The 23,373-nt window shown below is 70.7% G+C and carries 22 protein-coding genes and 1 other RNA gene; 17 read left to right on the forward strand and 6 right to left on the reverse strand.

The genetic code is table 11. The features are described 5' to 3' along the window. Window positions 1-4: 4 nt before the first annotated feature. Together JT362_RS04765 and ffs are read right to left on the reverse strand one after the other, a co-directional pair. On the reverse strand, window positions 5-2,191 hold the full coding sequence (locus tag JT362_RS04765; protein WP_260189781.1) for a terpene synthase family protein: 2,187 nt from the start codon (window positions 2,189-2,191) through the stop codon (window positions 5-7). A gap of 421 nt (window positions 2,192-2,612) precedes the next feature. Then, an RNA gene (gene ffs, locus JT362_RS04770) (signal recognition particle sRNA small type) lies at window positions 2,613-2,707 on the reverse strand. A gap of 75 nt (window positions 2,708-2,782) precedes the next feature. Here ffs and JT362_RS04775 point away from each other — a divergent pair. From JT362_RS04775 to JT362_RS04825, 11 genes are all read left to right on the forward strand, one after another. Beyond that, a complete protein-coding gene (locus JT362_RS04775; RefSeq protein WP_260190380.1) occupies window positions 2,783-4,765 on the forward strand; it encodes a DNA polymerase III subunit gamma and tau in 1,983 nt (660 codons plus the stop codon). Window positions 4,766-4,835: 70 nt separating this feature from the next. Beyond that, window positions 4,836-5,144 carry a YbaB/EbfC family nucleoid-associated protein gene (locus JT362_RS04780; RefSeq protein WP_260190381.1) on the forward strand — a complete coding sequence of 103 codons (309 nt, stop codon included), beginning with the start codon at window positions 4,836-4,838 and terminating at the stop codon, window positions 5,142-5,144. 2 nt (window positions 5,145-5,146) lie between these two features. After that, window positions 5,147-5,743 carry a recombination mediator RecR gene (gene recR, locus JT362_RS04785; protein ID WP_260189782.1) on the forward strand — a complete coding sequence of 199 codons (597 nt, stop codon included), beginning with the start codon at window positions 5,147-5,149 and terminating at the stop codon, window positions 5,741-5,743. Window positions 5,744-5,769: 26 nt separating this feature from the next. Continuing rightward, window positions 5,770-6,321, forward strand: coding sequence for a uridine kinase family protein (locus JT362_RS04790; protein WP_260189783.1), 552 nt, complete (start codon window positions 5,770-5,772; stop codon window positions 6,319-6,321). Between the two features lie 93 nt (window positions 6,322-6,414). Further along, entirely contained in the window at window positions 6,415-8,088 is a 1,674-nt protein-coding gene (locus JT362_RS04795; protein ID WP_260189784.1) for an ABC transporter substrate-binding protein, read from the forward strand. Between the two features lie 35 nt (window positions 8,089-8,123). Further along, window positions 8,124-9,146: an ABC transporter permease gene (locus JT362_RS04800; protein ID WP_260189785.1), complete on the forward strand. Its 1,023-nt coding sequence runs from the start codon at window positions 8,124-8,126 to the stop codon at window positions 9,144-9,146. Next, a complete protein-coding gene (locus JT362_RS04805; RefSeq protein WP_260189786.1) occupies window positions 9,143-10,075 on the forward strand; it encodes an ABC transporter permease in 933 nt (310 codons plus the stop codon). Before JT362_RS04800 ends, JT362_RS04805 begins: the two co-directional genes overlap by 4 nt. Before the next feature lie 6 nt (window positions 10,076-10,081). Then, complete coding sequence (locus JT362_RS04810; RefSeq protein WP_260189787.1) at window positions 10,082-11,092, forward strand: ABC transporter ATP-binding protein; 1,011 nt, start codon at window positions 10,082-10,084, stop codon at window positions 11,090-11,092. A 38-nt stretch (window positions 11,093-11,130) separates the two neighbouring features. Next, entirely contained in the window at window positions 11,131-12,210 is a 1,080-nt protein-coding gene (locus tag JT362_RS04815; protein ID WP_260190382.1) for an ABC transporter ATP-binding protein, read from the forward strand. Between the two features lie 331 nt (window positions 12,211-12,541). After that, entirely contained in the window at window positions 12,542-12,895 is a 354-nt protein-coding gene (locus JT362_RS04820; RefSeq protein WP_260189788.1) for a hypothetical protein, read from the forward strand. A gap of 79 nt (window positions 12,896-12,974) precedes the next feature. After that, the gene (locus JT362_RS04825; protein WP_260189789.1) at window positions 12,975-13,481 is read left to right on the forward strand and encodes a hypothetical protein; all 507 of its coding nucleotides are present in this window, start codon (window positions 12,975-12,977) and stop codon (window positions 13,479-13,481) included. 1 nt (window position 13,482) lies between these two features. Here the strand turns inward: JT362_RS04825 and leuA are convergent, their stop codons facing one another. Further along, complete coding sequence (gene leuA / locus JT362_RS04830) at window positions 13,483-15,270, reverse strand: 2-isopropylmalate synthase (protein ID WP_260189790.1); 1,788 nt, start codon at window positions 15,268-15,270, stop codon at window positions 13,483-13,485. Between the two features lie 27 nt (window positions 15,271-15,297). On the opposite strand from leuA, the gene JT362_RS04835 reads away from it, so the two are divergent. Continuing rightward, a complete protein-coding gene (locus tag JT362_RS04835) occupies window positions 15,298-15,816 on the forward strand; it encodes a hypothetical protein (protein ID WP_260189791.1) in 519 nt (172 codons plus the stop codon). 25 nt (window positions 15,817-15,841) lie between these two features. Next, window positions 15,842-16,135 carry a hypothetical protein gene (locus JT362_RS04840; RefSeq protein WP_260189792.1) on the forward strand — a complete coding sequence of 98 codons (294 nt, stop codon included), beginning with the start codon at window positions 15,842-15,844 and terminating at the stop codon, window positions 16,133-16,135. Here the strand turns inward: JT362_RS04840 and JT362_RS04845 are convergent. Both JT362_RS04845 and JT362_RS04850 read right to left on the reverse strand, forming a co-directional pair. Beyond that, window positions 16,132-16,743, reverse strand: coding sequence for a nitroreductase family protein (locus tag JT362_RS04845; RefSeq protein WP_260189793.1), 612 nt, complete (start codon window positions 16,741-16,743; stop codon window positions 16,132-16,134). The two genes, JT362_RS04840 and JT362_RS04845, sit on opposite strands and share 4 nt — an antisense overlap. After that, window positions 16,725-17,954 carry a mannosyltransferase family protein gene (locus JT362_RS04850; RefSeq protein ID WP_260189794.1) on the reverse strand — a complete coding sequence of 410 codons (1,230 nt, stop codon included), beginning with the start codon at window positions 17,952-17,954 and terminating at the stop codon, window positions 16,725-16,727. Before JT362_RS04850 ends, JT362_RS04845 begins: the two co-directional genes overlap by 19 nt. A gap of 201 nt (window positions 17,955-18,155) precedes the next feature. On the opposite strand from JT362_RS04850, the gene JT362_RS04855 reads away from it, so the two are divergent. From JT362_RS04855 to JT362_RS04870, 4 genes are all read left to right on the forward strand, one after another. After that, the gene (locus JT362_RS04855) at window positions 18,156-19,421 is read left to right on the forward strand and encodes an aspartate kinase (RefSeq protein ID WP_260189795.1); all 1,266 of its coding nucleotides are present in this window, start codon (window positions 18,156-18,158) and stop codon (window positions 19,419-19,421) included. Then, window positions 19,421-20,479 carry an aspartate-semialdehyde dehydrogenase gene (locus JT362_RS04860; protein ID WP_260189796.1) on the forward strand — a complete coding sequence of 353 codons (1,059 nt, stop codon included), beginning with the start codon at window positions 19,421-19,423 and terminating at the stop codon, window positions 20,477-20,479. The genes JT362_RS04855 and JT362_RS04860 overlap by 1 nt, the downstream gene beginning before the upstream one ends. 52 nt (window positions 20,480-20,531) lie before the next feature. Next, window positions 20,532-21,299, forward strand: coding sequence for an NPP1 family protein (locus JT362_RS04865; protein WP_260189797.1), 768 nt, complete (start codon window positions 20,532-20,534; stop codon window positions 21,297-21,299). Between the two features lie 112 nt (window positions 21,300-21,411). Then, window positions 21,412-22,158, forward strand: a complete 747-nt coding sequence (locus JT362_RS04870; protein WP_260189798.1) for a hypothetical protein — start codon at window positions 21,412-21,414, stop codon at window positions 22,156-22,158. Window position 22,159: 1 nt separating this feature from the next. Here the strand turns inward: JT362_RS04870 and JT362_RS04875 are convergent, their stop codons facing one another. Continuing rightward, on the reverse strand, window positions 22,160-23,350 hold the full coding sequence (locus tag JT362_RS04875) for an MFS transporter (protein WP_260189799.1): 1,191 nt from the start codon (window positions 23,348-23,350) through the stop codon (window positions 22,160-22,162). Window positions 23,351-23,373 lie beyond the last annotated feature (23 nt).

The raw sequence follows: 23,373 nt of genomic DNA on the forward strand, positions 1-23,373 counted from the left end.
TAGATCACCGCACCGACAGCAGCCGGGACGTGCGGATGGCGGAGGTGCCGAGGCCGGTGGGGGCGCCGAGCCAGGCCTGCTCGTGGCGGAGCACGGCGTCTTCGTAGCGGTGGCAGCCCTGGTGCCAGTTGAGGATGCCGGCCATCCAGTCCTGCAGGTCCTGGACGTACTCGGCCAGCGCCGCCTTGCCCTCCTCGGCGAGGCCGAACTCGTCGGCCAGCGCCGGCAGCTCGGCCACGATGTGTTCGAACTGCCGCATCCGCCCGGTCATCAGGTCGTTGACGATCGCCATCGCCTGGTCCTGGCCGACGTCGAGGAAGTTGCGGACGACCAGGACGGCGTTGTGCAGCTCGCCCTCGAACTCGATCTCCTTGCGGTAGGAGAACACGTCGTTGAGCAGCGTGGCGTAGTCCATCGCCGCGTTCTCCATCGACGTGACCGGCCCGCTCGCGTACACCTCGGGCGGCAGCGAGTCCGCGTGCGCGAGCCGGGCCAGCGCCTTGGTCAGGTCCGAGCCGAACGTCTGCCGGCGCGTCTCGACGTAGTCCACGGGGTCCGGGATGCGGTTCTGCCGGGTGTTCTCCAGCTCCCACAGCCAGGCGTCCAGCATCCGCTCGACGGCGTCGCGCAGCGTCCGTCGACCCGCCTCGGGTATCGACTCGACCGTACGAACCCACATCGCGGCCAGGCTCCGCTCGACCGCGTTGACCGGCGTGATCGGCGCCGGTCCGTCGACCGGCATCAGCTGCAGGAGCCGCTCGTTGCTGGCCCGCGCCGCGGCCACGTCACCCACCCGGCCGAACACCTTCGGGTAGTAGTCGTCACCGTAGGTACCCCACATCAGCCAGCCCGACGACGTGTCCAGCTCGTCGGCGCTCGCCGTCGGATGGATGCCGGCCGCGCACAGCGGCAGGTCGTTGTTCCGCAGGTCGCGCTCGGTCCACACGCCCTCGTCGAGCAGGCCCCACTCGCGCCCCCACCGGACCACCTGCTCGCGCGAGGCGTCCAGGTGCTCGGACAGCCGCAGCGGGTACGGCTGGTAGATCTCCGGCAGCTCGACGTGCCCGACCGGCTCGAACGGAACGTGCTGGAACGCGCGCGCCCGGAGCGGCATGGTGGACGCCACCGACGCCGCGATCCGCGCCGCCGAGGTACCCAGCCCGGTCGGCCCGCCGAGCACGCCGCCCGGGGTGACCTGCTCGTTCATGTACCGGCTGGAGCGCAGGTGCCACTCGTGCCCGCCGGACTGCCAGTCCTGCAGGCCCTTGACGTAGGCGCCGACGCCGGCCTGGGCCGCCGGGTCGATCCCGTGCGCGGCGAACAGCGGCGGCACCTCGGTGAGCGCGGTGTGCTCGAACTGGTGCAGGCGGGAGGTCAGCAGGTCGTTGACCTTGTCCGCGGCCTCCTGGGTGGAGAGTCCGAGGAACCGCTCGAACACGAGGACCCCGTTGGACAGCTCGCCCTCCTCCTGCACCTCGCGCTGGTAGGAGAACAGGTCGTTGCGCAGGTGCACGCCGTCGGCGAACGCGTCCCGCAGCACCACCATCGGCCGGGACGCGGCGATCCCGGCCGGCACCTCTGCCCCGGCGACGTGCTCGATCAGGTTCGCCGACCACGGCGCCCCGCCGACCTTGCGCCGCATCTCGATGTACTCGATCGGGTTGGCGACCCGGCCCTCGTTGATGTTGGCGAGCTCCCACAGCGACTCGTCGAGCAGGTTCTTGGTGCTCTCCACGAACCGCGCCCGCCAGTCCGCCGAGTGCGCCGGGACGGTCCGGTTCCACAGGTCCATCAGCCCGCGCTCGACCGGATTCTCCGGCTCCTCGGTGATCTCCCCGTCGACCGGCATGAACAACGCGAGCCGGTCCAGGTAGCCGCGAGCCGCCGGCAGGTCCCCCGTCCGCTTGAACAGCTCGAGGAAGTGGTCGTCGAAGTAGAACACCCACACGTACCAGTCGGTCACCAGATCGAGGTCCTCGCCCGAGGCGTCCGGATGCGTGTAGGCACACAGCAGCGCGTAGTCGTGTGAGTCGAAGTCACCCTCGTCCCAGATCTTCGTCCCGTGCTGCGGCACGTCGATCATGTCCATGTCGTACGCCCAGCGCTTGCTGTGCTCCCGCGCACGCTCCAGATTCGGATTCAGCCGAGCCGGATAAGGCATGTAGAACTCAGGAAGCTCGAACGGCTGCATCAAACGAGGGCCCTTCCGGTCGCACCGTGCCTAGGAAGAGGCAACCAAACGCACCACCGAAGGCCAAGCACCCCGGAAACCAAGCACCCGAACGTGCGGACAGTTCCCCCGACCGGTCCAACCGCCGCTACAGGTCAGCGCTCGCCCCGACCGATCCCCACTCGTCGTCCGTCCGCACCAGCCCCCGCCGTCCAGCACCAACGGCCACCCCTCCCGAGTGATCACCGTCTCCGATGTCATCGAGAGCAGCGTTGATCTCATCAGTCAACGACTGTTCCGCTCCAGATAGCGGGACGTAAGCACGCTGAGTCAGCACCGATCGCACCGTGGGGGGTCTCGGGGGGGCTCGGCCCCCCCGGAATGAACGACGAAGACCGACCCCGCGAAGGTGGCGCAGCCACCGAGCAGGGTCGGCCAGAGGTCGAGGGGACCCCACGCACCCGTCAGAGCCCGCTTATCCTTGCTGCCTTCCGGCCCTGGGGAGGTTCACGAGATGAACGCCGCATGGGGTCCACGTTCAGTGTAGCCATGCCCGCCCGACCCGGCCCGTGGGTGGGTCGGGTGTCGGACCCGGCGGGTATGGTCCACGCCGTGGCGCTCGCCCTCTACCGCAAGTACCGTCCGGCGACCTTCGCCGAGGTCGTCGGGCAGGAACACGTCACCGAACCGCTGCGGGTCGCGTTGTCGGCCAAGCGGGTCAACCACGCGTACCTGTTCTCCGGCCCGCGCGGCTGCGGCAAGACCTCCAGCGCGCGCATCCTCGCCCGCTCGCTCAACTGCGAGCAGGGCCCGACGCCGGATCCGTGCGGCGTGTGCGACTCGTGCATCTCGCTCGCTCCCGAGGGGCCGGGCAACGTCGACGTGGTCGAGCTCGACGCGGCCAGCCACGGCGGGGTCGACGACGCCCGCGAGCTGCGGGACCGGGCCTTCTACGCGCCGGCCTCCTCGCGCTACCGCGTCTTCATCATCGACGAGGCGCACATGGTCACCACGCAGGGTTTCAACGCCCTGCTCAAGATCGTCGAGGAGCCGCCGGAGCACCTCGTCTTCGTGTTCGCCACCACCGAGCCGGACAAGGTGCTGCCGACGATCCGCTCGCGCACCCACCACTACCCGTTCCGGCTGATCCCGCCGAGCTCGATGCGCGACCTGCTGGAACGCAACGTCGCCGCCGAGGGCGCCACCGTCGCGCCCGCGGTGTTCCCGCTGGTCATCCGGGCCGGCGGCGGCTCGGCGCGGGACACCCAGTCGGTGCTCGACCAGCTGCTCGCCGGCGCCGGCCCGGAGGGCGTGACCTACGAGCGCGCGGTCGCCCTCCTCGGCGTCACCGACGTCGCCCTGATCGACGAGATGGTCGACGGCCTGGCCGCGGGCGACGCGTCGACCGTCTACGGCACCGTCGACAAGCTCGTCGAGGCCGGTCACGACCCGCGCCGGTTCGCCACCGACCTGCTCGACCGGCTGCGCGACCTGGTGCTGCTCCGGGCCGTGCCGGACGCGGGCACCCGCGGGCTGGTCGCCGCACCGGGCGACGAGCTGGAGAAGATGGCCACCCAGGCCCAGCAGCTCGGCCCCGGCACGCTGACCCGGTACGCGGAGATCGTGCACACCGGCCTGGTCGACATGCGCGGGGCGACCGCGCCGCGGCTGTTGCTGGAACTCCTGTGCGCGCGGATGCTGCTCCCCGGCGCGGTCCCGACCGACGCGGCCGCCGACTCCGCGGTCCTGCAGCGCCTGGAACAGATGGAACGCCGAGTCGGCGCGAGCGGCACGGCCCCGGCCCCCGCCCAGGCGCCGAACCAGGCCCCGCCCGCGGCGCAGGCCCAGGCGACAGCGCCCCCCGCGGCGCAGAAGACCTACCAGCGCCCCTCCCGACCCGAGCCATCCGCGCCTGCGCCGGAGCCGGCTCAGGAGTCATCCCCGCGCTCGTCCTGGCCGTCCGCGCCCCCGCCGGCGAGCGCGCCCGCCGCCCAGCCCGACCAGACCCCCGCGGTCACCACCCCGGCCGCCGAGGCCGCGGGTGAGTCGGGCTCCGCGTCCGTGGACGCCGCCGGCATCCGTCGCCTCTGGTCGGAGCTTCTCGCCGAGGTCCGCAAGGGCAGCCGCAGCACCGAGGCGATGCTGACCAACGCCAGCGTCCAGTCGGTCGAGGGCGACACGGTCACCATCGGCCACACGGCCGCCCCGCTGGCCCGCCGCCTCGCCGAGAGCCGCAACGTCGACGCCATCGCCAAGGCCCTCGCGGCGGTGTTCGGCGGCACCTGGCGGGTCCGCTGCGTGCACGCCGACCCGACCGCCGCCGCCGCGCCACCAGCCGAGAAGTCCAAGCCCGCCCCGACCTTCCAGCGCCCCACGCCGGCCGCCCAGCCTCCCGAGCCCAAGCCGGCACCGGTGTCCGAGGAACCGCCCCCGCCGGAGCCCCCGGACGAGCCGGACGAGCCGGACCTGGCCGACTACGACGCCGGCCCGGCCCCCGACTCGCTCCCCGCTCCCGAGCCGCCGCTGCGCAACCCGGAGGCGGACATGGTCAAGCTGCTCACCGACAAGCTCGGTGCCCGGCAGCTGGACCGCTGACCCGGCTACGCTGGGAAGCCAGACGTACTTATCGAGAGGAGCCGGCGTGCAACCCGGTGGCGTTCCCGACATGCAGCAGATCCTGGCCCAGGCGCAGAAGATGCAGGAACAGCTCGTGTCGGCGCAGGAGGACCTGGCCAACGCGGAGACCACCGGCACCGCCGGCGGCGGCCTGGTCACCGCGACCGTCTCCGGTGCCGGTGAGCTCAAGGCGCTCGCCATCGACCCGAAGGTGGTCGACCCCGAGGACGTCGAGACCCTCGCCGACCTGATCGTCGCCGCCGTGCGCGACGCGTCCAACGCCGCCCAGGACCTGGCGCAGGAGCGGATGGGCCCGCTGGCCGGTGGTCTCGGCGGGCTCGGCCTGCCGGGTATGTAGGAATGTATGAGGGCCCGGTCCAGGACCTGATCGACGAGCTGGGGCGGCTGCCCGGCGTCGGTCCGAAGAGCGCGCAGCGGATCGCCTTCCACCTGCTCGGTGCGGACCCGGCGGACATCGCCCGGCTCCAGCAGGCGCTGCAGAAGGTCAAGGAGGGCGTCGTGTTCTGCGACGTCTGCGGCAACGTCTCCGAGGAGGCCACCTGCCGCATCTGCCGCGACGCCCGGCGCGACCCCGGCTCGGTGTGCGTGGTCGAGGAGCCCAAGGACGTACTGGCCATCGAGCGGACCCGCGAGTTCAAGGGCCGCTACCACGTGCTGGGTGGCGCCCTGGACCCGCTGTCCGGCATCGGCCCCGACCAGCTGCGGGTGCGGGAGCTGCTGGCGCGGATCTCCGACCAGGAGGTCACCGAGGTGATCCTCGCCACCGACCCGAACACCGAGGGCGAGGCCACCGCCACCTACCTGGTGCGCATGCTCCGCGACTTTCCCGGCCTCACCGTGACCCGCCTGGCCTCCGGCCTCCCCATGGGTGGCGACCTGGAGTTCGCCGACGAGCTGACCCTGGGCCGTGCCCTCTCGGGCCGTCGCACGGTGTGAGCGGGGGAACGTCCACCGACGACCGTGTGCGCCTGGTCCGACCCGGACCGGCCCGGCTCGGCCGGGTGCGGCTGATCGCGGTCGACGGGCCGTCCGGGTCCGGTAAGTCGACCTACGCCGCCGAGCTGGCCCGGGAGCTCGGGGCCGCCCTGGTCAGCACCGACGACTTCGCCACCTGGGACGACCCGGTCTCCTGGTGGCCCCGGCTCGTCGAGGGCGTGCTCGACCCGCTCGCCGCCGGCCGGCCGGGGCGCTACGTCCGCACCGAGTGGACCGGCGGCCGCCCGCACCCCGGCGCGACCGTCACCGTCGAGGTCCCCGAGATCCTCGTGCTCGAGGGCGTCTCCGCCGGCCGCCGCTCGATCGCGCCGCGCCTGTCCGGACTGGTCTGGTGCGCGGTCCCGGACCCGGCCGAGCGGCTCGCGCGGGCCGTCGCCAGGGACGGCGAGCGGGCCAGGGAGGCGCTGCTGGCCTGGCAGGCGTTCGAGCGCGGGTGGTTCGCGGTGGACGGCACCGAGCAACGAGCCGACCACATCGTCGTGAACGGCACGGATAGTTCGGATAACGGGCATGCGTGACCGAGTTGTGACCCGTAGGCTTTGCGGACCAACCACCCGATCGGGATAAGGTCGGCGACCGAAACGTGAGACACCGACATCCTGAGGTGCGAAATGGTCCACATTCGCCCGGTCCGCATGGCCGCGCTCGGCTTGACCGCCGCGCTCGTCCTGACCGCGTGCGCTGAATCCGAGCGGGGCGACGACGGGGGTGACGCGGGCGGCCAGACCGGCGGCACGATGACCTTCGGTACCGAGGGCGCGCCGAAGCTGTTCGACCCCTTCTACGCCACCGACGGCCCCACCTTCCGCACCTCCCAGCAGATCTTCGAGGGCCTGGTCGAGTTCAAGCCGGGCACCGCGGAGGCCGCGCCGGGTCTCGCCGAGTCCTGGGAGAACAGCGAGGACGGCCTGACCTGGACCTTCAAGCTCCGCGAGGGTGTCAAGTTCCACGACGGCACGGACTTCAACGCCGAGGCCGCCTGCTTCAACTTCGAGCGCTGGTACAACACCACCGGCGCCGCGCAGAGCCCGGCGGTCACCGGCTACTGGCAGGACAACTTCGGCGGGTTCGCCGACAAGAAGGCTCCGTCGCTGTACGAGTCGTGCACGGTCAGCGACCCGACCACCATCGAGGTCAAGCTGACCCGCTACACCAGCAAGTTCCCGGACATCCTCGGCCTGCCGTCCTGGTCGATGCAGAGCCCGACCGCGCTGGAGAAGTACAACGCGAACGAGGTCACGCAGCAGGGTGACAGCTTCGCCTTCCCGGAGTACGCGACCGAGCACCCGACCGGCACCGGGCCGTTCAAGTTCGAGCGCTACGACGAGGCCAACGGCACCGTCGAGCTGGTCCGCAACGACGACTACTGGGGCGAGAAGGCCAAGCTGGACAAGCTGATCTTCCGCGCCATCCCGGACGAGACCGCGCGCAAGCAGGCGCTCGAGGCCGGCGACATCGACGGCTACGACCTGCCCGGCCCGGCCGACTGGCAGGACCTCGAGGACCAGGGCTTCCAGCTGCTGATCCGCCCGGCGTTCAACATCTTCTACGTCGGCATCGGCCAGAAGAACGTGCCGCAGCTGCGTGACCTGAAGGTCCGCCAGGCGATCGCGCACGCGATCGACCGCGAGGGCCTGGTCCAGCAGATGCTGCCCGAGGGCGCCGAGGTCGCGGAGAACTTCTACCCGGACACCGTGTTCGGCTGGACCGACGACGTGCAGTCCTACGACCACGACCCGGACAAGGCCAAGCAGCTGCTCGCCGACGCCGGCGCGCAGAACCTGTCGGTCAACTTCTACTGGCCGACCGAGGTCACCCGCCCGTACATGCCGGACCCGCGCGCCATGTTCGGCTTCATCCAGGGCAACCTGGAGGACGTCGGCATCAAGCTGAACGTGGTCTCCAAGCCGTGGAACGGCGGTTACCTGGAGGACGTCGACCAGGGCAAGGCCGACCTGTTCCTGCTCGGCTGGAACGGCGACTACAACACGCCGGACAACTTCCTCGGCAACTTCTTCTCCGACCCGAACAACCGCTTCGGCACCGGCAACTCCCCGTGGGGCGCGACGCTGTCCGACGAGCTGAAGGCCGCCGACTCGGAGGTCGACGACGAAACCCGCCAGGGCATGTACGAGGAGATCAACAAGAAGCTGAAGGCGGAGTACCTGCCGGCCGTCCCGATCTCGCACTCCCCGCCGGCCCTGGTCATCGCGGAGAACGTGTCTGGCCTGGTCGCCAGCCCGCTGACCGACGAGAAGTTCAACACGGTCAGCATCGGCAGCTGACCACGACTCCGCTCCCACCACAGGAAACCGACTAGGTGCTTCGCTACACGATTCGGCGGCTGCTGCAACTCCTGATAGTCGTCGGGGTGCTGTCGCTGCTGCTGTTCGCGTGGCTGCGCTCGCTCCCAGGAGGGCCGGTCTCGGCCCTCCTGGGCGAGCGCGCCACTGCCGAGACCAGGGCCCGGCTCACCGAGGAGCTGGGTCTGAACGACCCGATCTTCGTGCAGTACATCAAGTTCGTCGGACGCGCGTTGTCCGGCGACTTCGGGGTGTCCACCGGCGTGCAGCCGGGCGACCCGGCGCTGGACATCTTCCTGCAGCGCCTGCCCGCGACGCTGGAGCTGTCGATCCTGGCGATCATCATCGCCATCGCGATCGGAATCCCGCTCGGCTACTTGGCGGCCCGCCGCCGTGGGAGCGTGCTGGACAACCTGAGCGTGGTCAGCTCGCTGATCGGTGTCGCCGTGCCGGTATTCTTCCTGGCGTTCCTGCTCAAGCAGGTCTTCGCCGTCGACCTCGGCTGGTTCCCCACCGCGGGCCGGCAGGAGGGCGGGATCGACGCCACCCGGGTCACCGGGTTCTTCGTGCTGGACGGGATCCTCACCCAGGAGTGGGACGCGGCCTGGGACGCCTTCGTGCACCTGATCCTGCCGGCGGTCGCGCTGGCCAGCATCCCGTTCTCGGTGGTCTTCCGGATCACCAGGGCCTCGGTGCTCGACGTGGTGGACGAGGACTACATCCGCACCGCCGAGTCCAAGGGCCTCACCACACCGGTGATCCGGCGACGACATGTGCTCAGAAACGCGATGCTGCCGGTGGTCACCACGATCGGCCTGCAGACCGGCGCGTTGCTGGCCGGGGCGGTGCTGACCGAGACGGTGTTCGCGTTCCCCGGCATCGGGCAGGCGCTGGCGATCGGGTTCGAACGCCGGGACTACCCGGTGCTGCTGCTGCTCATCCTGTGCTCCGCCGGAGTGTTCGTGCTCATCAACCTGCTCGTCGACCTGTCCTACGCGCTGATCGACCCGCGCATCCGCACCCGAGGCGGTGGGCATTGAGCACCCGCACGGACAAGATCGACGCGCTGGCCGAGCAGGCCGCGCGCACGGACAGCGCCGGCGTCAGCGTGGCCGCCGCCGCGTGGCGCAGGCTGCGACGCAACCCGGTGTTCCTGTTCGGCGCCGCGATCGTGGTGGCGTTCGTGGCGCTGGCGCTGCTGTCGCCGTGGCTCGCCCCGTACGACCCGGGTGAGCGGATGCTGGGCGACCAGGTCATCCGGGCCCGCGACCAGATCCCGCCGCCGCAGGAGGGACACCCGCTCGGCGGCGACCAGGTGGGTCGCGACCTGCTGTCCAGGATCCTGATCGGCTCGCAGCAGACGCTGATGGTCGGCGTGCTGGCGACGCTGATCGGCTTCACCGGCGGGCTCGTGCTCGGCACGCTGGCCGGCGCGCTCGGCGGCTGGGTCGACACCGTGGTGATGCGCGCGGTCGACGTGATGCTGTCCATCCCGGGCCTGCTGCTCGCGGTGTCGATCGGGGCGCTGTTCTCCCAGCCCAACCAGTTCACCGTGATCCTCGCGGTGGCGATGGTGCAGGTGCCGATCTTCGCCCGGCTGTTGCGCGGCTCCATGCTCGCCCAACGGCACAGCGACCACGTGCTCGCGGCGCGGGCGCTCGGGGTCCGGCAGCGCGCGATCGTGTTCCGGCACATGCTGCCGAACTCGCTTGGCCCGGTGATCGTGCAGTCGACACTGGTGCTCGCGATCTCCATCATCGACGCGGCCGCGCTGTCGTTCCTCGGCCTCGGCAACCCGGACGACCGGATCCCGGAGTGGGGGGCGATGCTCGGCGAGGCGCAGAAGGCCATCGACAGCCACCCGCACCTCGCCTACTGGCCGGCGGCCTGCATCATCGTGGTGGCGCTCGGCTTCACCCTGATGGGTGAGTCGCTGCGGGAGGCCCTCGACCCGAAGAGCAGGCGGTGATCTGACATGGCGCTGCTGGAGGTGCGTGACCTCTCGGTCGTGTTCAAGCGCAAGGGCGAGGAGCCGTTCACCGCGGTCGACGGGGTGAGCTTCGACGTCGAGCCAGGCCAGACGGTCGGCCTGGTCGGCGAGTCCGGCTGCGGCAAGTCGGTCACGTCGATGGCGATCATGGGCCTGCTCGCCAAGCGTGGGGTGAAGGTCTCCGGCTCGGCGAAGTTCGACGGCACGGAGCTGCTGACGCTGTCGGACAAGCAGATGCGTGACCGGCGGGGCCAGGAGCTGGGCATGGTCTTCCAGGACCCGCTGTCGTCGCTGAACCCGGTGATCTCGATCGGCCTGCAGGTCGCGGAGGTGATCGAGCGGCACCGCGGCCTGTCCCGCAAGGAGGCGTCGGTCCAGGCGGCCGAGCTGCTGGACAAGGTCGGCATCCCGGACCCGAAGCGGCGGCTGTCGGAGTACCCGCACCAGCTCTCCGGCGGGATGCGGCAGCGCGCGCTGATCGCGATCGCGCTGGCCTGCCGGCCGAGGCTGCTGATCGCGGACGAGCCGACCACGGCGCTGGACGTGACCATCCAGGCCCAGATCCTCGCGCTGCTCGCCGAGCTGGTGAAGGAAACCGACACCGCACTGATCATGATCACCCACGACCTCGGCGTGGTCGCCGGCCTGTGCGACGAGGTGAACGTGCTCTACGGCGGCCGGGTGGTCGAGCGCGCGGGCCGGCACGACCTGTTCCGCGTGCCGCGCCACCCGTACACCCACGGCCTGCTCGCGTCGATCCCCAGGCTCGACGCGCCGAGGGGCGAACGCCTGTCCCCGATCCGGGGCTCGGTGGCCGACAACATCCCGTGGACGCAGGGTTGCGCCTTCGCCCCGAGGTGCCCGAACGCGATCGACACGTGCGTGGAGGTGACCCCGGCGATGGAGCCCGACCCGGTGGTGGCGGGCGAGCGGTTGCTGCGCTGCCACAACCCGGTGGAGCCGGCCGACCGCGTCGAGCAGGAGATCCTCACGTGACCCAGGTGACCACGTCGACCCTCGTCGAGGTCGAGGGCATGAAGGTGCACTTCCCGATCAAGCGCGGGGTGGTGCTGGACAAGACCGTCGGCTACGTCTACGCCGTGGACGGTGTCGACCTGTCGATCCGCCAGGGCGAGACCTACGGCCTGGTGGGCGAGTCCGGCTGCGGCAAGTCCACCCTCGGCCGCGCGATGCTCAAGCTCACCGAGCCGACGGCGGGCAAGGTCGTGTTCGACGGCGTCGACCTGTCCAGCATGAAGGGCGAGCCGCTGCGCACGATGCGCCGCCGGATGCAGATGGTCTTCCAGGACCCCATGTCGTCCCTGGACCCGAGGCAGTCGGTGGAGTCCCTGCTGGTCGAAGGCATGCGCGCGCACGGTTTGGACAAGGGCAAGGAGTCCACGGGTCGCCGCCTGCGCGAACTGCTGTCGGCGGTCGGCCTGCCGAGCACGTCCCTGCGCAAGTACCCCCACGAGTTCTCCGGCGGTCAGCGCCAACGCATCGGCATCGCCAGGGCGCTGTCCGTGGAGCCGGACCTGATCGTCGCCGACGAGCCGGTGTCCGCGTTGGACGTGTCGGTGCAGGCGCAGGTGATCAACCTGCTGGAGGACCTGCAGACCGAGTTCGGCCTCACGTACCTGGTGATCGCCCACGACCTGGCCGTGGTCCGTCACATCTCGGATCGCGTCGGCGTCATGTACCTCGGCGGTTTGGTCGAGGAAGCCAACTCCGACCAGATCTACACCGAGCCCCTGCACCCGTACACGAAGGCGCTGATGTCCGCGGTCCCGGTCCCCGACCCGGTGGTCGAGGACGTCCGCGAACGCATCCTCCTGGCCGGCGACCTCCCGTCCCCCGCGAACCCGCCGACCGGATGCCGTTTCCACACCCGTTGCCCCTGGCGCCAGGAGTCCCGCTGCGACACCGAACGCCCCGCACTCCGCGAACTCGCCCCCGGCCACAAGGTCGCCTGCCACTGGGCCGAAGACATCCGTGACGGCCGCATCCGCGCCCACGAGGTCAAACCCCAGCTGACCCAGGACGACTGGGACACCGGCGCCGACGACAACAGCCTCGCCGGCCCGGCCTCCGTCACCGAAACCCTCGGCCCCTGACGCCTGGCCGGCTGCCCTAATCTCCCTCGGAGAGTACGGTCCAGCCGCCCGCTCTGCACGAGGAGGATGTCCAGTCACGCTGCTCGTGAACGACGGGCCGCAGCCGGAGTGTCGGCGCGCGACCACGATGGCGACGATGGCGTTGACGACACTGCGGGAGGAATCCTGAGCACGCCGAGCAGACCGCGCAAGCCCCTCCGCCGCACGGCGTGGGGTTGCTGATCGCCGGCCTGGTCGGACTCGTGCTCGTGGTCGGCGCCGGGCTGGTCGTGTCGGCGAACAGCCCGAGGCGGGGCCAGGCCACGAAGCGACCTGGCCCGCCGGGGAGACGATGACCTTGTATCCGGTTCCACTGCGGGGCGACGGCGACAACGACGTGGCGCACTGCCGGCTCAGGTCCGACAACGAGCCCACCTGGCGCGACCTCGACGTGCCGGTCTGGGAACCGCGGACGCCGGACTTCTCCGGCGATGCCGTGATCAGCTGTGACCTGGCGGTCACGGTGCAGACCGGGACCGTCAGGTCGATCTCCGAGATCACCCGGCAGGGGCCGGCGATCGGCGTGCCGTTGGCCATGGCGGTGATCGGGGGCTTCCTGTTCGTCCCGCGGTTCGTTCACGCCATGGCGCACGTCTCCAACCCGCGCTGGGTCCGGCGGCTGCTGAAGCTCCCACCACCTCGCTGAGCGCGGTGCGGGACTGGTCGGCCGCACCCCGGTTGCTCCAGGTTCGACCTCATCACGGTTCGTGACCTGGGGGGAACCGATGACCAGAACCGATCGCGGACGGGCGCGCAAGCCGTTGCGGCGTACCGCGTGGGGGTTGTTCCTCGGCGGGTTGCTCGGGCTGGTGCTGATGGTCGGCGCCGGATTCGTCGCGTCGGGTGGGCCGCCGGCCGGGCCGGGGTCGGAGGCGACCTGGCCCGCGGGCGAGACCGTGGCGTTCTACCGCGTGCCGCTCGCCGAGAACGGGGACCAGGGCACGACCATGTACTGCCGGCTCACACCGGACGGCGAGGAGACCAGGACCGACTACGACATCCCGGTCCACCGGCGGGTGACCCCGGACTTCTCCGGCGACGCCACGATCACCTGCGACCAGGAGGTCACCCTCGTCACCGGTGAGACCAGGCTGACCGTGTCCGAGGTGAGCAGGGGGCCGTGGCTCACGCTCCCCCTGCTCGCCATCGTGGTGGGAGTCCTCTGCTTCTTCCCGCGCTTCCTGCTCGGCTGGAGCAGGCTGGCGAACGGCAGGTCCCCGTTCGGTCCCTGACTCAGCGGTTCGCGCGGTTGACGGCCGAGACCACCGCGCGCAGGGACGCGGTGACGATCGAGCTGTGGACGCCGACGCCCCACAGCACGCGGTCACCGATCGTGCACTCGACGTACGCGGCCGCGCGGGCGTCGTCGCCGGCGGTGAGGGCGTGTTCGGTGTAGTCGAGGACGCGGACGTCGTAGCCCACCGACGCCAGGGCGTCGACGAACGCCGCGATCGGGCCGTTGCCCGCGCCCGTGATCTCGTGCCGGTCGCCCTCGACGTCGATCACGGCGGTGATCTCGTCGTGGCCGGTGCCGTTGTCGGACACGCGGTGTTCGCGCAGGGCCAGCGGCGTCGACGTGGACAGGTACTCGGCGGCGAAGGTGTCCCACATCAGCGTGGGCGACACCTCACCGCCCTCGTTGTCGGTGTGGCGCTGGACGACCTGGGCGAACTCGATCTGCAGCCGCCTCGGCAGGTCGAGCTGGTGCTCGGTCTTCATCACGTACGCCACGCCGCCCTTGCCGGACTGGGAGTTCACCCGGATCACGGCCTCGTACGTGCGGCCGACGTCCTTCGGGTCGATCGGCAGGTACGGGACCTCCCACGGGTGCTCCTCCACCGGCCGCCCGGCCCGCTCGGCCTCGGCGCGCAGCGCGTCGAAGCCCTTGTTGATCGCGTCCTGGTGGCTCCCCGAGAACGCGGTGAACACCAGGTCACCACCCCACGGGTGCCGCTCGGGCACCGGCAGCTGGTTGCAGTACTCCACCGTCCGGCGGATCTCGTCGATGTCGGAGAAGTCGATCTGCGGGTCCACGCCCTGGCTGAACAGGTTCATCCCCAGTGTCACCAGGTCGACGTTGCCGGTCCGCTCACCGTTGCCGAACAGGCAGCCCTCGATCCGGTCGGCACCCGCCTGGTAGCCCAGCTCGGCCGCCGCGACGCCGGTGCCGCGGTCGTTGTGCGGGTGCAGGGACAGCACGACGGCGTCGCGCCGGGTGAGGTTGCGGTGCATCCACTCGATCGAGTCGGCGTACACGTTCGGGGTCGCCATCTCCACGGTGGACGGCAGGTTGATGATGGCGGGGCGGTCGGGCGTCGGCCGCCAGATCTCGGTGACCGCGTTGCACACCTCGACCGCGTAGCTCAGCTCGGTGCCGGTGTAGGACTCGGGGGAGTACTCGAACCGGAACTCCGTGTCGGGGTTCTTGCCGGCCAGCTCCTGCACCATCTCCGCCGCCGACGTGGCGATCTTCTTGATGCCCTCGCGCTCCTCGCGGAACACCACCCGCCGCTGCAGGATCGACGTCGAGTTGTAGATGTGCACGATCGCCTTGTGCGCGCCGGCCAGCGACTCGAACGTCCGCTCGATCAGCTCCGGGCGGCACTGCGACAGCACCTGGATCGTCACGTCGTCCGGTACCGCGCCGTCGGTGATGATCTCGCGGACGAAGTCGAAGTCGGTCTGCGACGCGGCCGGGAAGCCGACCTCGATCTCCTTGTAGCCCATGCGCACCAGCAGGTCGAACATCTTCCGCTTGCGCGCGGGCGACATCGGGTCGATCAGCGCCTGGTTGCCGTCCCGCAGATCCACCGCGCACCACTGCGGCGCGCGGTCGATGACCTTGTCCGGCCAGGTGCGGTCGGGCAGCGTCACCGGCTCGACGACCTGGGCGAACGGGCGGTAGCGGTGGACCGGCATGCCCGACCCGCGCTGGGTGTTCCACGTCGGCTGGTCGGCGGGTGCCGGCCGGGAGGGAACACGGATACGGCTGGTGACGGGCGGGGTGTCCTGGATGGTCATGTGCGAAAGCTCCTGCGTGCCGGGTGAATGAAGTCGACCGGCAAGGCTTCGCCCCGCGGCGGGGAGCCGGTCTGGTCAGGCCCCGTCGCGGCAACGAAGGAGGAGAGCACGCGCCACGGCCGTCAGCCTAGCCACCGCGACCCCGGGCGGCGAAACCCCGGTCCCACATTCTGGGCCGAACGGCGTAGCGAGGTTGCTCCCACGCGCCGTTTCGCCCAGAACGGCGACGGGCATTCCTTTCCCATGACTACTCGTAGTAGGTGGGCCGTCAGCAGTGGCCGCGGCACAGCGGCGCGAGTCATCACCGGTATCGGCGCCCTGTTCGCGCTGATCGAGGTCGTCTACATCCTGTTGCACCTCTTCGGCGCCAACCAGGCGAACCAGTTCTTCCAGTTCGTCAGGTCGCTGGCCGAGCCACTCGCGCTGTTCTTCCCCGGCCTGTTCCCGATGGCCAACAACAACCTCGAGATCATCGTGAACTACGGCCTCGCCGCCGTGTTCTGGATCGTCGTCGCCGGCCTGATCGCGCGGCTCGTTTCCCGCTGAGCCGATCTCGTGCCACACTCCCGCCATGGCCGCACGTGACACCGTGGTGGGAGTCGTGGCCGGGGTGGTCCGCTGGGTCGGGCTGGTCCTGGCGCTGACCCTGGTCATCCACGTACTGCTCACCGTAGGCCAGGCCAACCCGGACAACGGGATCACGACCTTCTTCGCCGAGGCCGCCGACCCACTGGCACTCGCGTTCCGGAACCTGTTCACACCGGAGAACGCCGAACTGCGCGTCCTGGTCAACTTCGGCCTGGCGGCACTGTTCTGGCTGATCGTCTCCAGCGTCCTGTCCCGGCTGATCCGCCGGCTCGGCTAGAACGCGGGGGAGCCCCACTCACCGGCGAACGCGATCTCCGACAGCGGGAGCCGCCGGCGCGGGGCCAGCTCGCGCTCCCGGCGGTCGTCGTCGAGGAGGTCGGGTGAGCCGGGGGTGCCGATGGCGATCACGACCAGGGGCCGGACGTTCTCCGGCAGCGAGAGGACCAGCTTCGCGCCGTCCTTGTTGAACCCGCCCATCTGGTGCGCGACCACGCCCTCGGCCACGGCCTGCAGCACCAGGTTCTCCGTGGCCAGGCCGACGCCGTACTCGGCCGACGGCAGCGGACCCTTCTCGTTCTCGGTGACCACGCAGCCGAGCACCAGCACCGCCGCCGCCGACGCCCACTCGCGGTTCCTCGGCGACAGCAGGTCCAGCAGCCGCCCGTAGGTCTCGTCGCCGCGCCGGCCGATCAGGTACCGGGCCGGCTGCGTGTTGCCGTGCGACGGCGCCCACCGCGCGGCCTCCAGCATCGCCCGCAGCGCCGGCTCGCCGACCTGCCCGTCCGGGTCGAGCGCGCGCGGGCTCCACCGCGTCCGGATCAGCTCGTGCACCGGGACACTGGTCCGGGCGGACTTGTCGGGCTCCATCAGATCGCGTACCCCCATGAGGTGATCGAGTAGGCCCCGAACCAGGAGCCGGCGACGACCAGCGCGCACAGCGTGAGCACCGCCGTCGATGGTTTCCGTTTCGCCAGGGCCGTGGCCACCGGGATGAGCAGGGTGAACGCCGGCACCATCAGCCGCGCCTTGGAGTTCATCAGGCCGTTCGAGCCGAGGTCCATCACCAGCACCCCGGCCGCGTACACCATCAGCGGCCACTCGACCCGCCGTTTGAACCCGACCACCAGCAGCACCAGCGCCACCACGATCAGCCCGACCGTGGTCACCTCGAGCACCGACCGCGCGTCGGCCAGCGCCTCCAGGCTGAACGTCACCGTCGCCACGCCGCCGTCGAAACCGGTGCCCCAGCCGCGTTCCTGCAGGCCGAACCAGCCGTTCCACTCGCCGGTCCGCACCCCGACCCAGGCCAGGTAGCCGAGCAGCCCGACCGGCGCGATCACGCCGCCGACCCACGGCCGCCACCCGTCCCGCCGCCGCACCACGGCCACGATGACCGCGAGCCCGACCGCCAGCACCAGCGCGGCGCCGGTGGAACGCACCAGCCCGGCCGCGGCACAGCACACGCCGGCCAGCACCCACCGCCGCTCCAGCACCCCGACCAGCGACCACGCCGCCAGCGCGCAGAACATCGCCTCGGAGTACGCCATCACCAGCACGATCGACATCGGCGACGCCGCGAACAGCGCCACCAGGATCAGCCCGGTCCTCGGCGAGCCGCCCCGGATGTGCCGGCCGAGCCGCGCGAGCGCGTACGCGCACGCCACCCCGAACGCGATCGTCACCGTGAACGCCGCGGTCACCAGGCCGATCCCGCCGTCGCCGTCGATGGCGGCGAACCAGCGGACGACCATCGGGTAGCCGGGGAAGAACGCCAGCGGGGTCTCCGCGGAGCGGTTGCCGAACGCGTCGACCAGGCCGGCCGGCACGCCCTCGTACCCGCTCTCGGCGATCGCCAGGAACCACTGCCCGTCCCAGGACCGCAGCGCCTCGGTGACCGACCGGCCGGTGGCCGCGGCCATCCAGGTCAGCACCAGCAGCCCGAACTCGCGGATCCCCAGGAAGATCAGCGCCGGCGCGAGCAGCGTCCAGATCCGCCGTGCCGGCCACCGAGCACGAACGGTGTCGATCAGGCGACGCTCGGTCACCCGGGGTGGCGCGGTCTCGGTGTCGGCGCCCGTCACATCCGTCGCAGACACCCCGATCCTTCCCACGTCACATCTGCCCGGCGGCTACAGCTTAGGGAGGTGGTCCAATCGGCCGGCGTACTCCCACGTCACGTGCGGAAACCGGGCCCGAATCCAAGATCTCCGCACGTGGCGGGGGCCACACGAAGGACGGAATCGATTCGCCGACTCGACTAGGCTCGGCTATCGGTCGCTTCGAGGAGGTTTCGGACAGTGGCGCTCGTGGTCCAGAAGTACGGCGGTTCATCGCTGGAGAACGCGGACCGGATCAAGCGGGTCGCCGAGCGGATCGTCGCCACCCGCAAGGCGGGCAACGACGTGGTGGTGGTGTGCTCGGCGATGGGGGATACCACCGACGAGTTGCTCGATCTCGCCCAACGGGTGAACCCGGTGCCCCCGGAGCGGGAGATGGACATGCTGCTCACCGCCGGTGAGCGCATTTCCAACTCGCTGGTGGCCATGGCGATCAGTGCGCTCGGCGCCGAGGCGGTGTCGTTCACCGGGTCGCAGGCCGGGGTGATCACCGACTCCACGCACGGCAAGGCGCGGATCATCGACGTGACGCCCGGCCGCGTGCGGCAGGCGCTGGACGACGGGTACATCTGCCTGGTCGCCGGGTTCCAGGGCGTCAGCCAGGACACCAAGGACATCACCACGCTCGGCCGGGGCGGCTCGGACACCACCGCCGTAGCGCTGGCGGCCGCGCTGAACGCGGACGTGTGTGAGATCTACACGGACGTGGACGGCGTCTACACCGCGGATCCACGGATCGTGACCGACGCGCGGCGGCTCGACCGGGTGCCCTACGAGGAGATGCTCGAGCTGGCGGCCTCCGGCGCGAAGGTGCTGATGCTGCGCTGTGTCGAGTACGCCCGCCGCTACGGCGTCACCATCCATGTCCGCTCGTCGTACACCAACAAGCCGGGCACGATCGTCACCGGCTCAGTGGAGGACCTTTCCGTGGAACAGGCAATGATCACCGGCGTCGCACACGACCGGTCCGAGGCCAAGGTCACCGTCACCGGCGTGCCCGACAAGGCGGGCGTCGCGGCCCGGATCTTCCGCGTGGTGGCCGACGCGGAGATCGACATCGACATGGTGCTGCAGAACGTGTCCAGCACGATGTCCGGGCGCACCGACATCACGTTCACCCTGTCGAAGGACAACGGGCCGACCGCGGTGTCCTCGCTGGAGAAGATCAAGGACGAGCTGGGCTTCACGTCCGTGCTCTACGACGACCACGTCGGCAAGGTGTCGCTGGTCGGCGCCGGCATGCGCTCGCACCCCGGCGTCACGGCGTCGTTCTGCGAGGCGCTGGCCAGGGCCGGGGTGAACATCGAGATCATCAACACCTCGGAGATCCGGATCTCGGTGCTGATCCGCGACACCGAGCTGGACGAGGCGGTCCGCGCGATCCACGAGGCGTTCGACCTCGGCGGCGACGAGATCGCCACGGTGTACGCGGGGAGTGGTCGCTGATGGCTCCCACGCTCGCGCTGGTCGGCGCCACCGGTGCCGTCGGCTCCGTGATGATCGACATCCTGAACGCGCGCCCGGAGTGGCCGTGGGGCGAGGTGCGGCTGATCGCGTCCCCGCGCTCGGCCGGCAAGAAGCTGACCGTCCGCGGCGAGGAGCTGACCGTCCAGGCGCTCGCCCCCGAGGTCTTCGACGGCGTCGACGTGGCGATGTTCGACGTTCCGGACGAGGTGTCCGCCGAGTGGGGGCCGATCGCGGCCTCCCGGGGCGCGGTCGTGGTCGACAACTCCGGCGCGTTCCGGATGGACGACGACGTGCCGCTGGTCGTACCCGAGTGCAACCTGGACAAGATCGCCGACCGCCCGCGCGGGATCATCGCGAACCCCAACTGCACGACCCTGTCGATGATGGCCGCGCTCGGCGCGCTGCACCGCACGTTCGGGCTGCGTGAGCTGGTCGTGGCGTCGTACCAGGCGGTGTCGGGTGCCGGCGTGGCCGGCGTCGAGCGGTTGTACGCGGAGCTGGCCGCGGTGGTCGGCAAGGGCGTCGGCGTGCGCGCCGGTGACGTCCGGGAGGCGCTGGAGGCCGCCGGGCTGCCGCTGGCGGACTCGCCGTTCCCGGCGCCGCTGGCGCTGAACGTGGTCCCGTCGGCCGGCTCGTACAAGGGCGACGGCTGGTTCTCCGAGGAGCTGAAGGTCCGCAACGAGTCGCGCAAGATCCTGGGCATCCCGGACCTGAAGGTGTCCGCGACCTGCGTGCGGGTCCCGGTGGTGACCACGCACTCGCTGGCCGTGCACGCCACGTTCGAGCAGCCGGTGACCGTGGAGCGCGCGCACGAGCTGTTCGCCGCCCAGCCGTCGGTGACGCTGGTCGACGACCCGTCGAACGGCGTGTTCCCGACGCCGGCGGACGTCGTCGGCGGCGACCCCACGTACGTCGGCCGGATCCGCCAGGCGCTGGACTTCCCGAACACGCTGGACTTCTTCGTGTGCGGGGACAACCTGCGCAAGGGCGCGGCGCTGAACACGTACGAGATCGCGGAGGCCCTCGCCAAGCGGTGACCCGACGTTCGTCGCTGTATCGGAGTGGGTACACCCCGTTACAGTCGATCGTGTGACTCGTCGAACACTGTCGCTCACGTTCCGTGCCGTACTGGGTGCCGTAGCGCTGACGGTGCTCGTGCCCGGCGTCGCCCACGCCGAACCGCCCACCGCGCTGCCGGCGAGCTTCGCCGAGGCCGACGGCCGGTGGCAGCCGGCGTTCGACTACGACGGCGACGGCTGCTACCCGACCCCCGCGATCGGCCAGGACGGCACGCTCAACCCGGGCCTGAACAACTCGGGTGCGCTGAACGGCAACTGCCACGACCAGTCGGACCTGGACAACACGAACTCGTACTCCCGGTCCAAGTGCGACGCCGGTTGGTGCGCGTACCTGTACGACCTGTACTTCGAGAAGGACCAGGCCGTGCCGGGCATCGACTGCTGCGGCCACCGGCACGACATCGAGCACGTCGTCGTGTGGGTGAACCAGACCAGCGACACGGCGGAGTACGTCTCGGTGTCCGCGCACGGCGACTACGCCACGTACCCCCGGTCGGAGGTCGGCTGGGAGGGCACGCACGCGAAGGTCGTCTACCACAAGGACGGGTGGAGCACGCACTGCTTCCGCATCGCCGGCAAGGACGAGCAGCCGGAGAACCACTACGGCACCTGGCAGTACCCCGACCTGGTGAGCTGGGACCACTACCCGGCCGGCATCCGCGCCACCCTCGTCGCCGCCGACTTCGGCAGCGCCAGCCTGGCCATCAAGGACGGCGCGTTCGAGGACAACCTCCGCAAGGCCAAGCCTGACGCCATCCCGTTCGACCCGTTCGCGTGAGGGTTGTGAACATGTGGACACTCCCTGTGGACAACTTGCGAACGGCAACCGAGGTAACGAACCGGCCGGGTGCGCGACTTCCCAGGCGAGATCGCCGCTCAGGAGGACCGCCGTGCCCGGACCCGGTACCTCGTACATCTACCTCGACGCGCAGTTCGTCGCCGACCTGCACGACCAGCTGTTCCCCGGCCTCCGGCTGACCGGTCGCGAGGTCCAGCAGCAGCGGACCACCGGCGCCCAGACCACCGGCGGTTTCGCCAACTGGATGCAGCTGCAGCGGTCCGGCGGCACCATGTCCGGCACCAACGACATCTACCAGGCCCCGGACTCCGACATCATCCGCGCGAGCCGGATCGAGGCCGAGCTGGTCCGCACCTGGCGCCTGGACCGGATCAACTTCGACGCCCCCACGAGCGACTTCCGCGAGCCGGTGCTCCGCGAACTCGCCAACGGCGACACGTTCGAGCTGGTCGCCCGCGGCCTCGACCGGCGGTGGGGGTCGAACCTCGAGCGGCTGGTGAACGCCGGGAAGGAGCTGGTGAACCGGCGCCAGGCGGACCTGGCCGCCACTCGCGACCAGCGGATCACGAACAACTCCGGCTACGCGTCCGTGGTGGCCGCCTTCACCGCCCTCGACCCGGCCATGCGCGGCGACCAGGCGGTGAACCACCTCGTGTACCGAAACCCGGCCAGCGGCCTGGTCGTGGTCGTGCCGATGGCCCTGTCGTCCGTCCGCAACGCCGGGCAGCACCTCCTGGCCCCCGGCAACACCGTCGTCGTCGAGTGCGTCGGCCAGAAGCTCGGCTACGACGAGCAGGCCAACGCGGCGACCGTGTACCCACTGTGGATCAAGGTTTGACTCACACCGGCACGGCCGGTACCGGCTCCACCTGACGTTGCCGGGCGATGAGGACCGCGGCCACCGCCGCCACCAGCACCCCGCCGACGCCGGCCAGCGCGAACCCCCAGCCGGGCGACGAGTGGTCCACCACGAACCCCACCAGCGGCGCCCCGGCCGCCGCCCCGATGGTGAACGCCGAGGACTGCATGCCCATCGCCTCGCCGCGGGCCGCCGCCGGGGCCAGGCGGCTGACCTGCTCGCCGGTGGCCGCGATCGTCGGCGCGCACAGGGCCGACGCCGGGAGCAGCGCCAGCGCCAGCACCCACCACTCGCCGCCGGCCAGGCCGATCGGCACGGTCAGCAGGCCCAGCCACGCCATCAGCGTCACCTGGCCAGGGGTCCGCGACAGCGCCCCGTACACCAGCCCGCCGATCGCCGAGATCGCCGACCACACGATCACCACCACGCCGGTGTAGGACAGCTCCCCGTTCTCCCGCAGCTGCGCCACGATCGCCACCTCGGAGCCGGCCAGGATGAACACCGCGCCGGCGCCGATCACCAGCACCGCGATCATCCTCGGGGTCAGCCACACCCGCCTCGGCAGCCGTTCCCCGGTCGCCTCCGCCTGCTCGTCCGCGGTCCGCACGGCCGGGTTCACCAGGAACACCGCGGCGCCGACCGTCAGCACGCCGAACCCCATCGCGAGCATCGCCGTCCTGGTGTCGAACTGCGTGGCCAGCAGCACCGCCAGCGCCGGGCCGACCATGAACGACAGCTCGGTGGAGATCGAGTCCATCGAGTACGCCGTGCGCCGCAGGTCGGCGGGCACCAGCGCGGCGATGGCCTGCCGTCCGATCGACTGCGCCGGCAGCACCAGCAGCCCGCCGACGAAGCTGGCCACCAGCAGCCCCGGGTACGGCAGGAACCGCGCGAACAGCCAGAACGCGGCCTCGCCGAGCGTGGTGACCAGCACCATCGACCGCAGGCCGTACCGGTCGACCACCCGGCCCATGACCGGCGCGCCGAGCGCGATGCCGATGGTGGCGGCGGCCCCGGCCAGGCCGGCGGCGCCGTAGCCGTGCTCCAGCCCGACCGCGACGTGCAGGGTCAGCACCATGCCCGCCGCCGTCGCCGGGATGCGGGCGAAGAAGATGAGCACCATCAGGGTGCGCACGCCGGGAAGGGCGAACATCTGTCGGTAGAGCCGCATGGCTTGATTGACCTCTCGTGATC

This window comes from Actinophytocola gossypii (genome assembly GCF_025165815.1).
GTDB lineage: Bacteria > Actinomycetota > Actinomycetes > Mycobacteriales > Pseudonocardiaceae > Actinophytocola > Actinophytocola gossypii.

Coding starts and splice junctions, on each gene's coding strand:
- JT362_RS04765 (WP_260189781.1), bottom strand. CDS start 2,191: ATGCAGCCGTTCGAGCTTCCTGAGTTCTACATGCCTTATCCGGCTCGG.
- JT362_RS04780 (WP_260190381.1), top strand. CDS start 4,836: ATGCAGCAGATCCTGGCCCAGGCGCAGAAGATGCAGGAACAGCTCGTG.
- recR (WP_260189782.1), top strand. CDS start 5,147: ATGTATGAGGGCCCGGTCCAGGACCTGATCGACGAGCTGGGGCGGCTG.
- JT362_RS04795 (WP_260189784.1), top strand. CDS start 6,415: ATGGTCCACATTCGCCCGGTCCGCATGGCCGCGCTCGGCTTGACCGCC.
- JT362_RS04810 (WP_260189787.1), top strand. CDS start 10,082: ATGGCGCTGCTGGAGGTGCGTGACCTCTCGGTCGTGTTCAAGCGCAAG.
- JT362_RS04815 (WP_260190382.1), top strand. CDS start 11,131: ATGAAGGTGCACTTCCCGATCAAGCGCGGGGTGGTGCTGGACAAGACC.
- JT362_RS04820 (WP_260189788.1), top strand. CDS start 12,542: ATGACCTTGTATCCGGTTCCACTGCGGGGCGACGGCGACAACGACGTG.
- JT362_RS04825 (WP_260189789.1), top strand. CDS start 12,975: ATGACCAGAACCGATCGCGGACGGGCGCGCAAGCCGTTGCGGCGTACC.
- leuA (WP_260189790.1), bottom strand. CDS start 15,270: ATGACCATCCAGGACACCCCGCCCGTCACCAGCCGTATCCGTGTTCCC.
- JT362_RS04835 (WP_260189791.1), top strand. CDS start 15,298: ATGAAGTCGACCGGCAAGGCTTCGCCCCGCGGCGGGGAGCCGGTCTGG.
- JT362_RS04840 (WP_260189792.1), top strand. CDS start 15,842: ATGGCCGCACGTGACACCGTGGTGGGAGTCGTGGCCGGGGTGGTCCGC.
- JT362_RS04845 (WP_260189793.1), bottom strand. CDS start 16,743: ATGGGGGTACGCGATCTGATGGAGCCCGACAAGTCCGCCCGGACCAGT.
- JT362_RS04860 (WP_260189796.1), top strand. CDS start 19,421: ATGGCTCCCACGCTCGCGCTGGTCGGCGCCACCGGTGCCGTCGGCTCC.
- JT362_RS04875 (WP_260189799.1), bottom strand. CDS start 23,350: ATGCGGCTCTACCGACAGATGTTCGCCCTTCCCGGCGTGCGCACCCTG.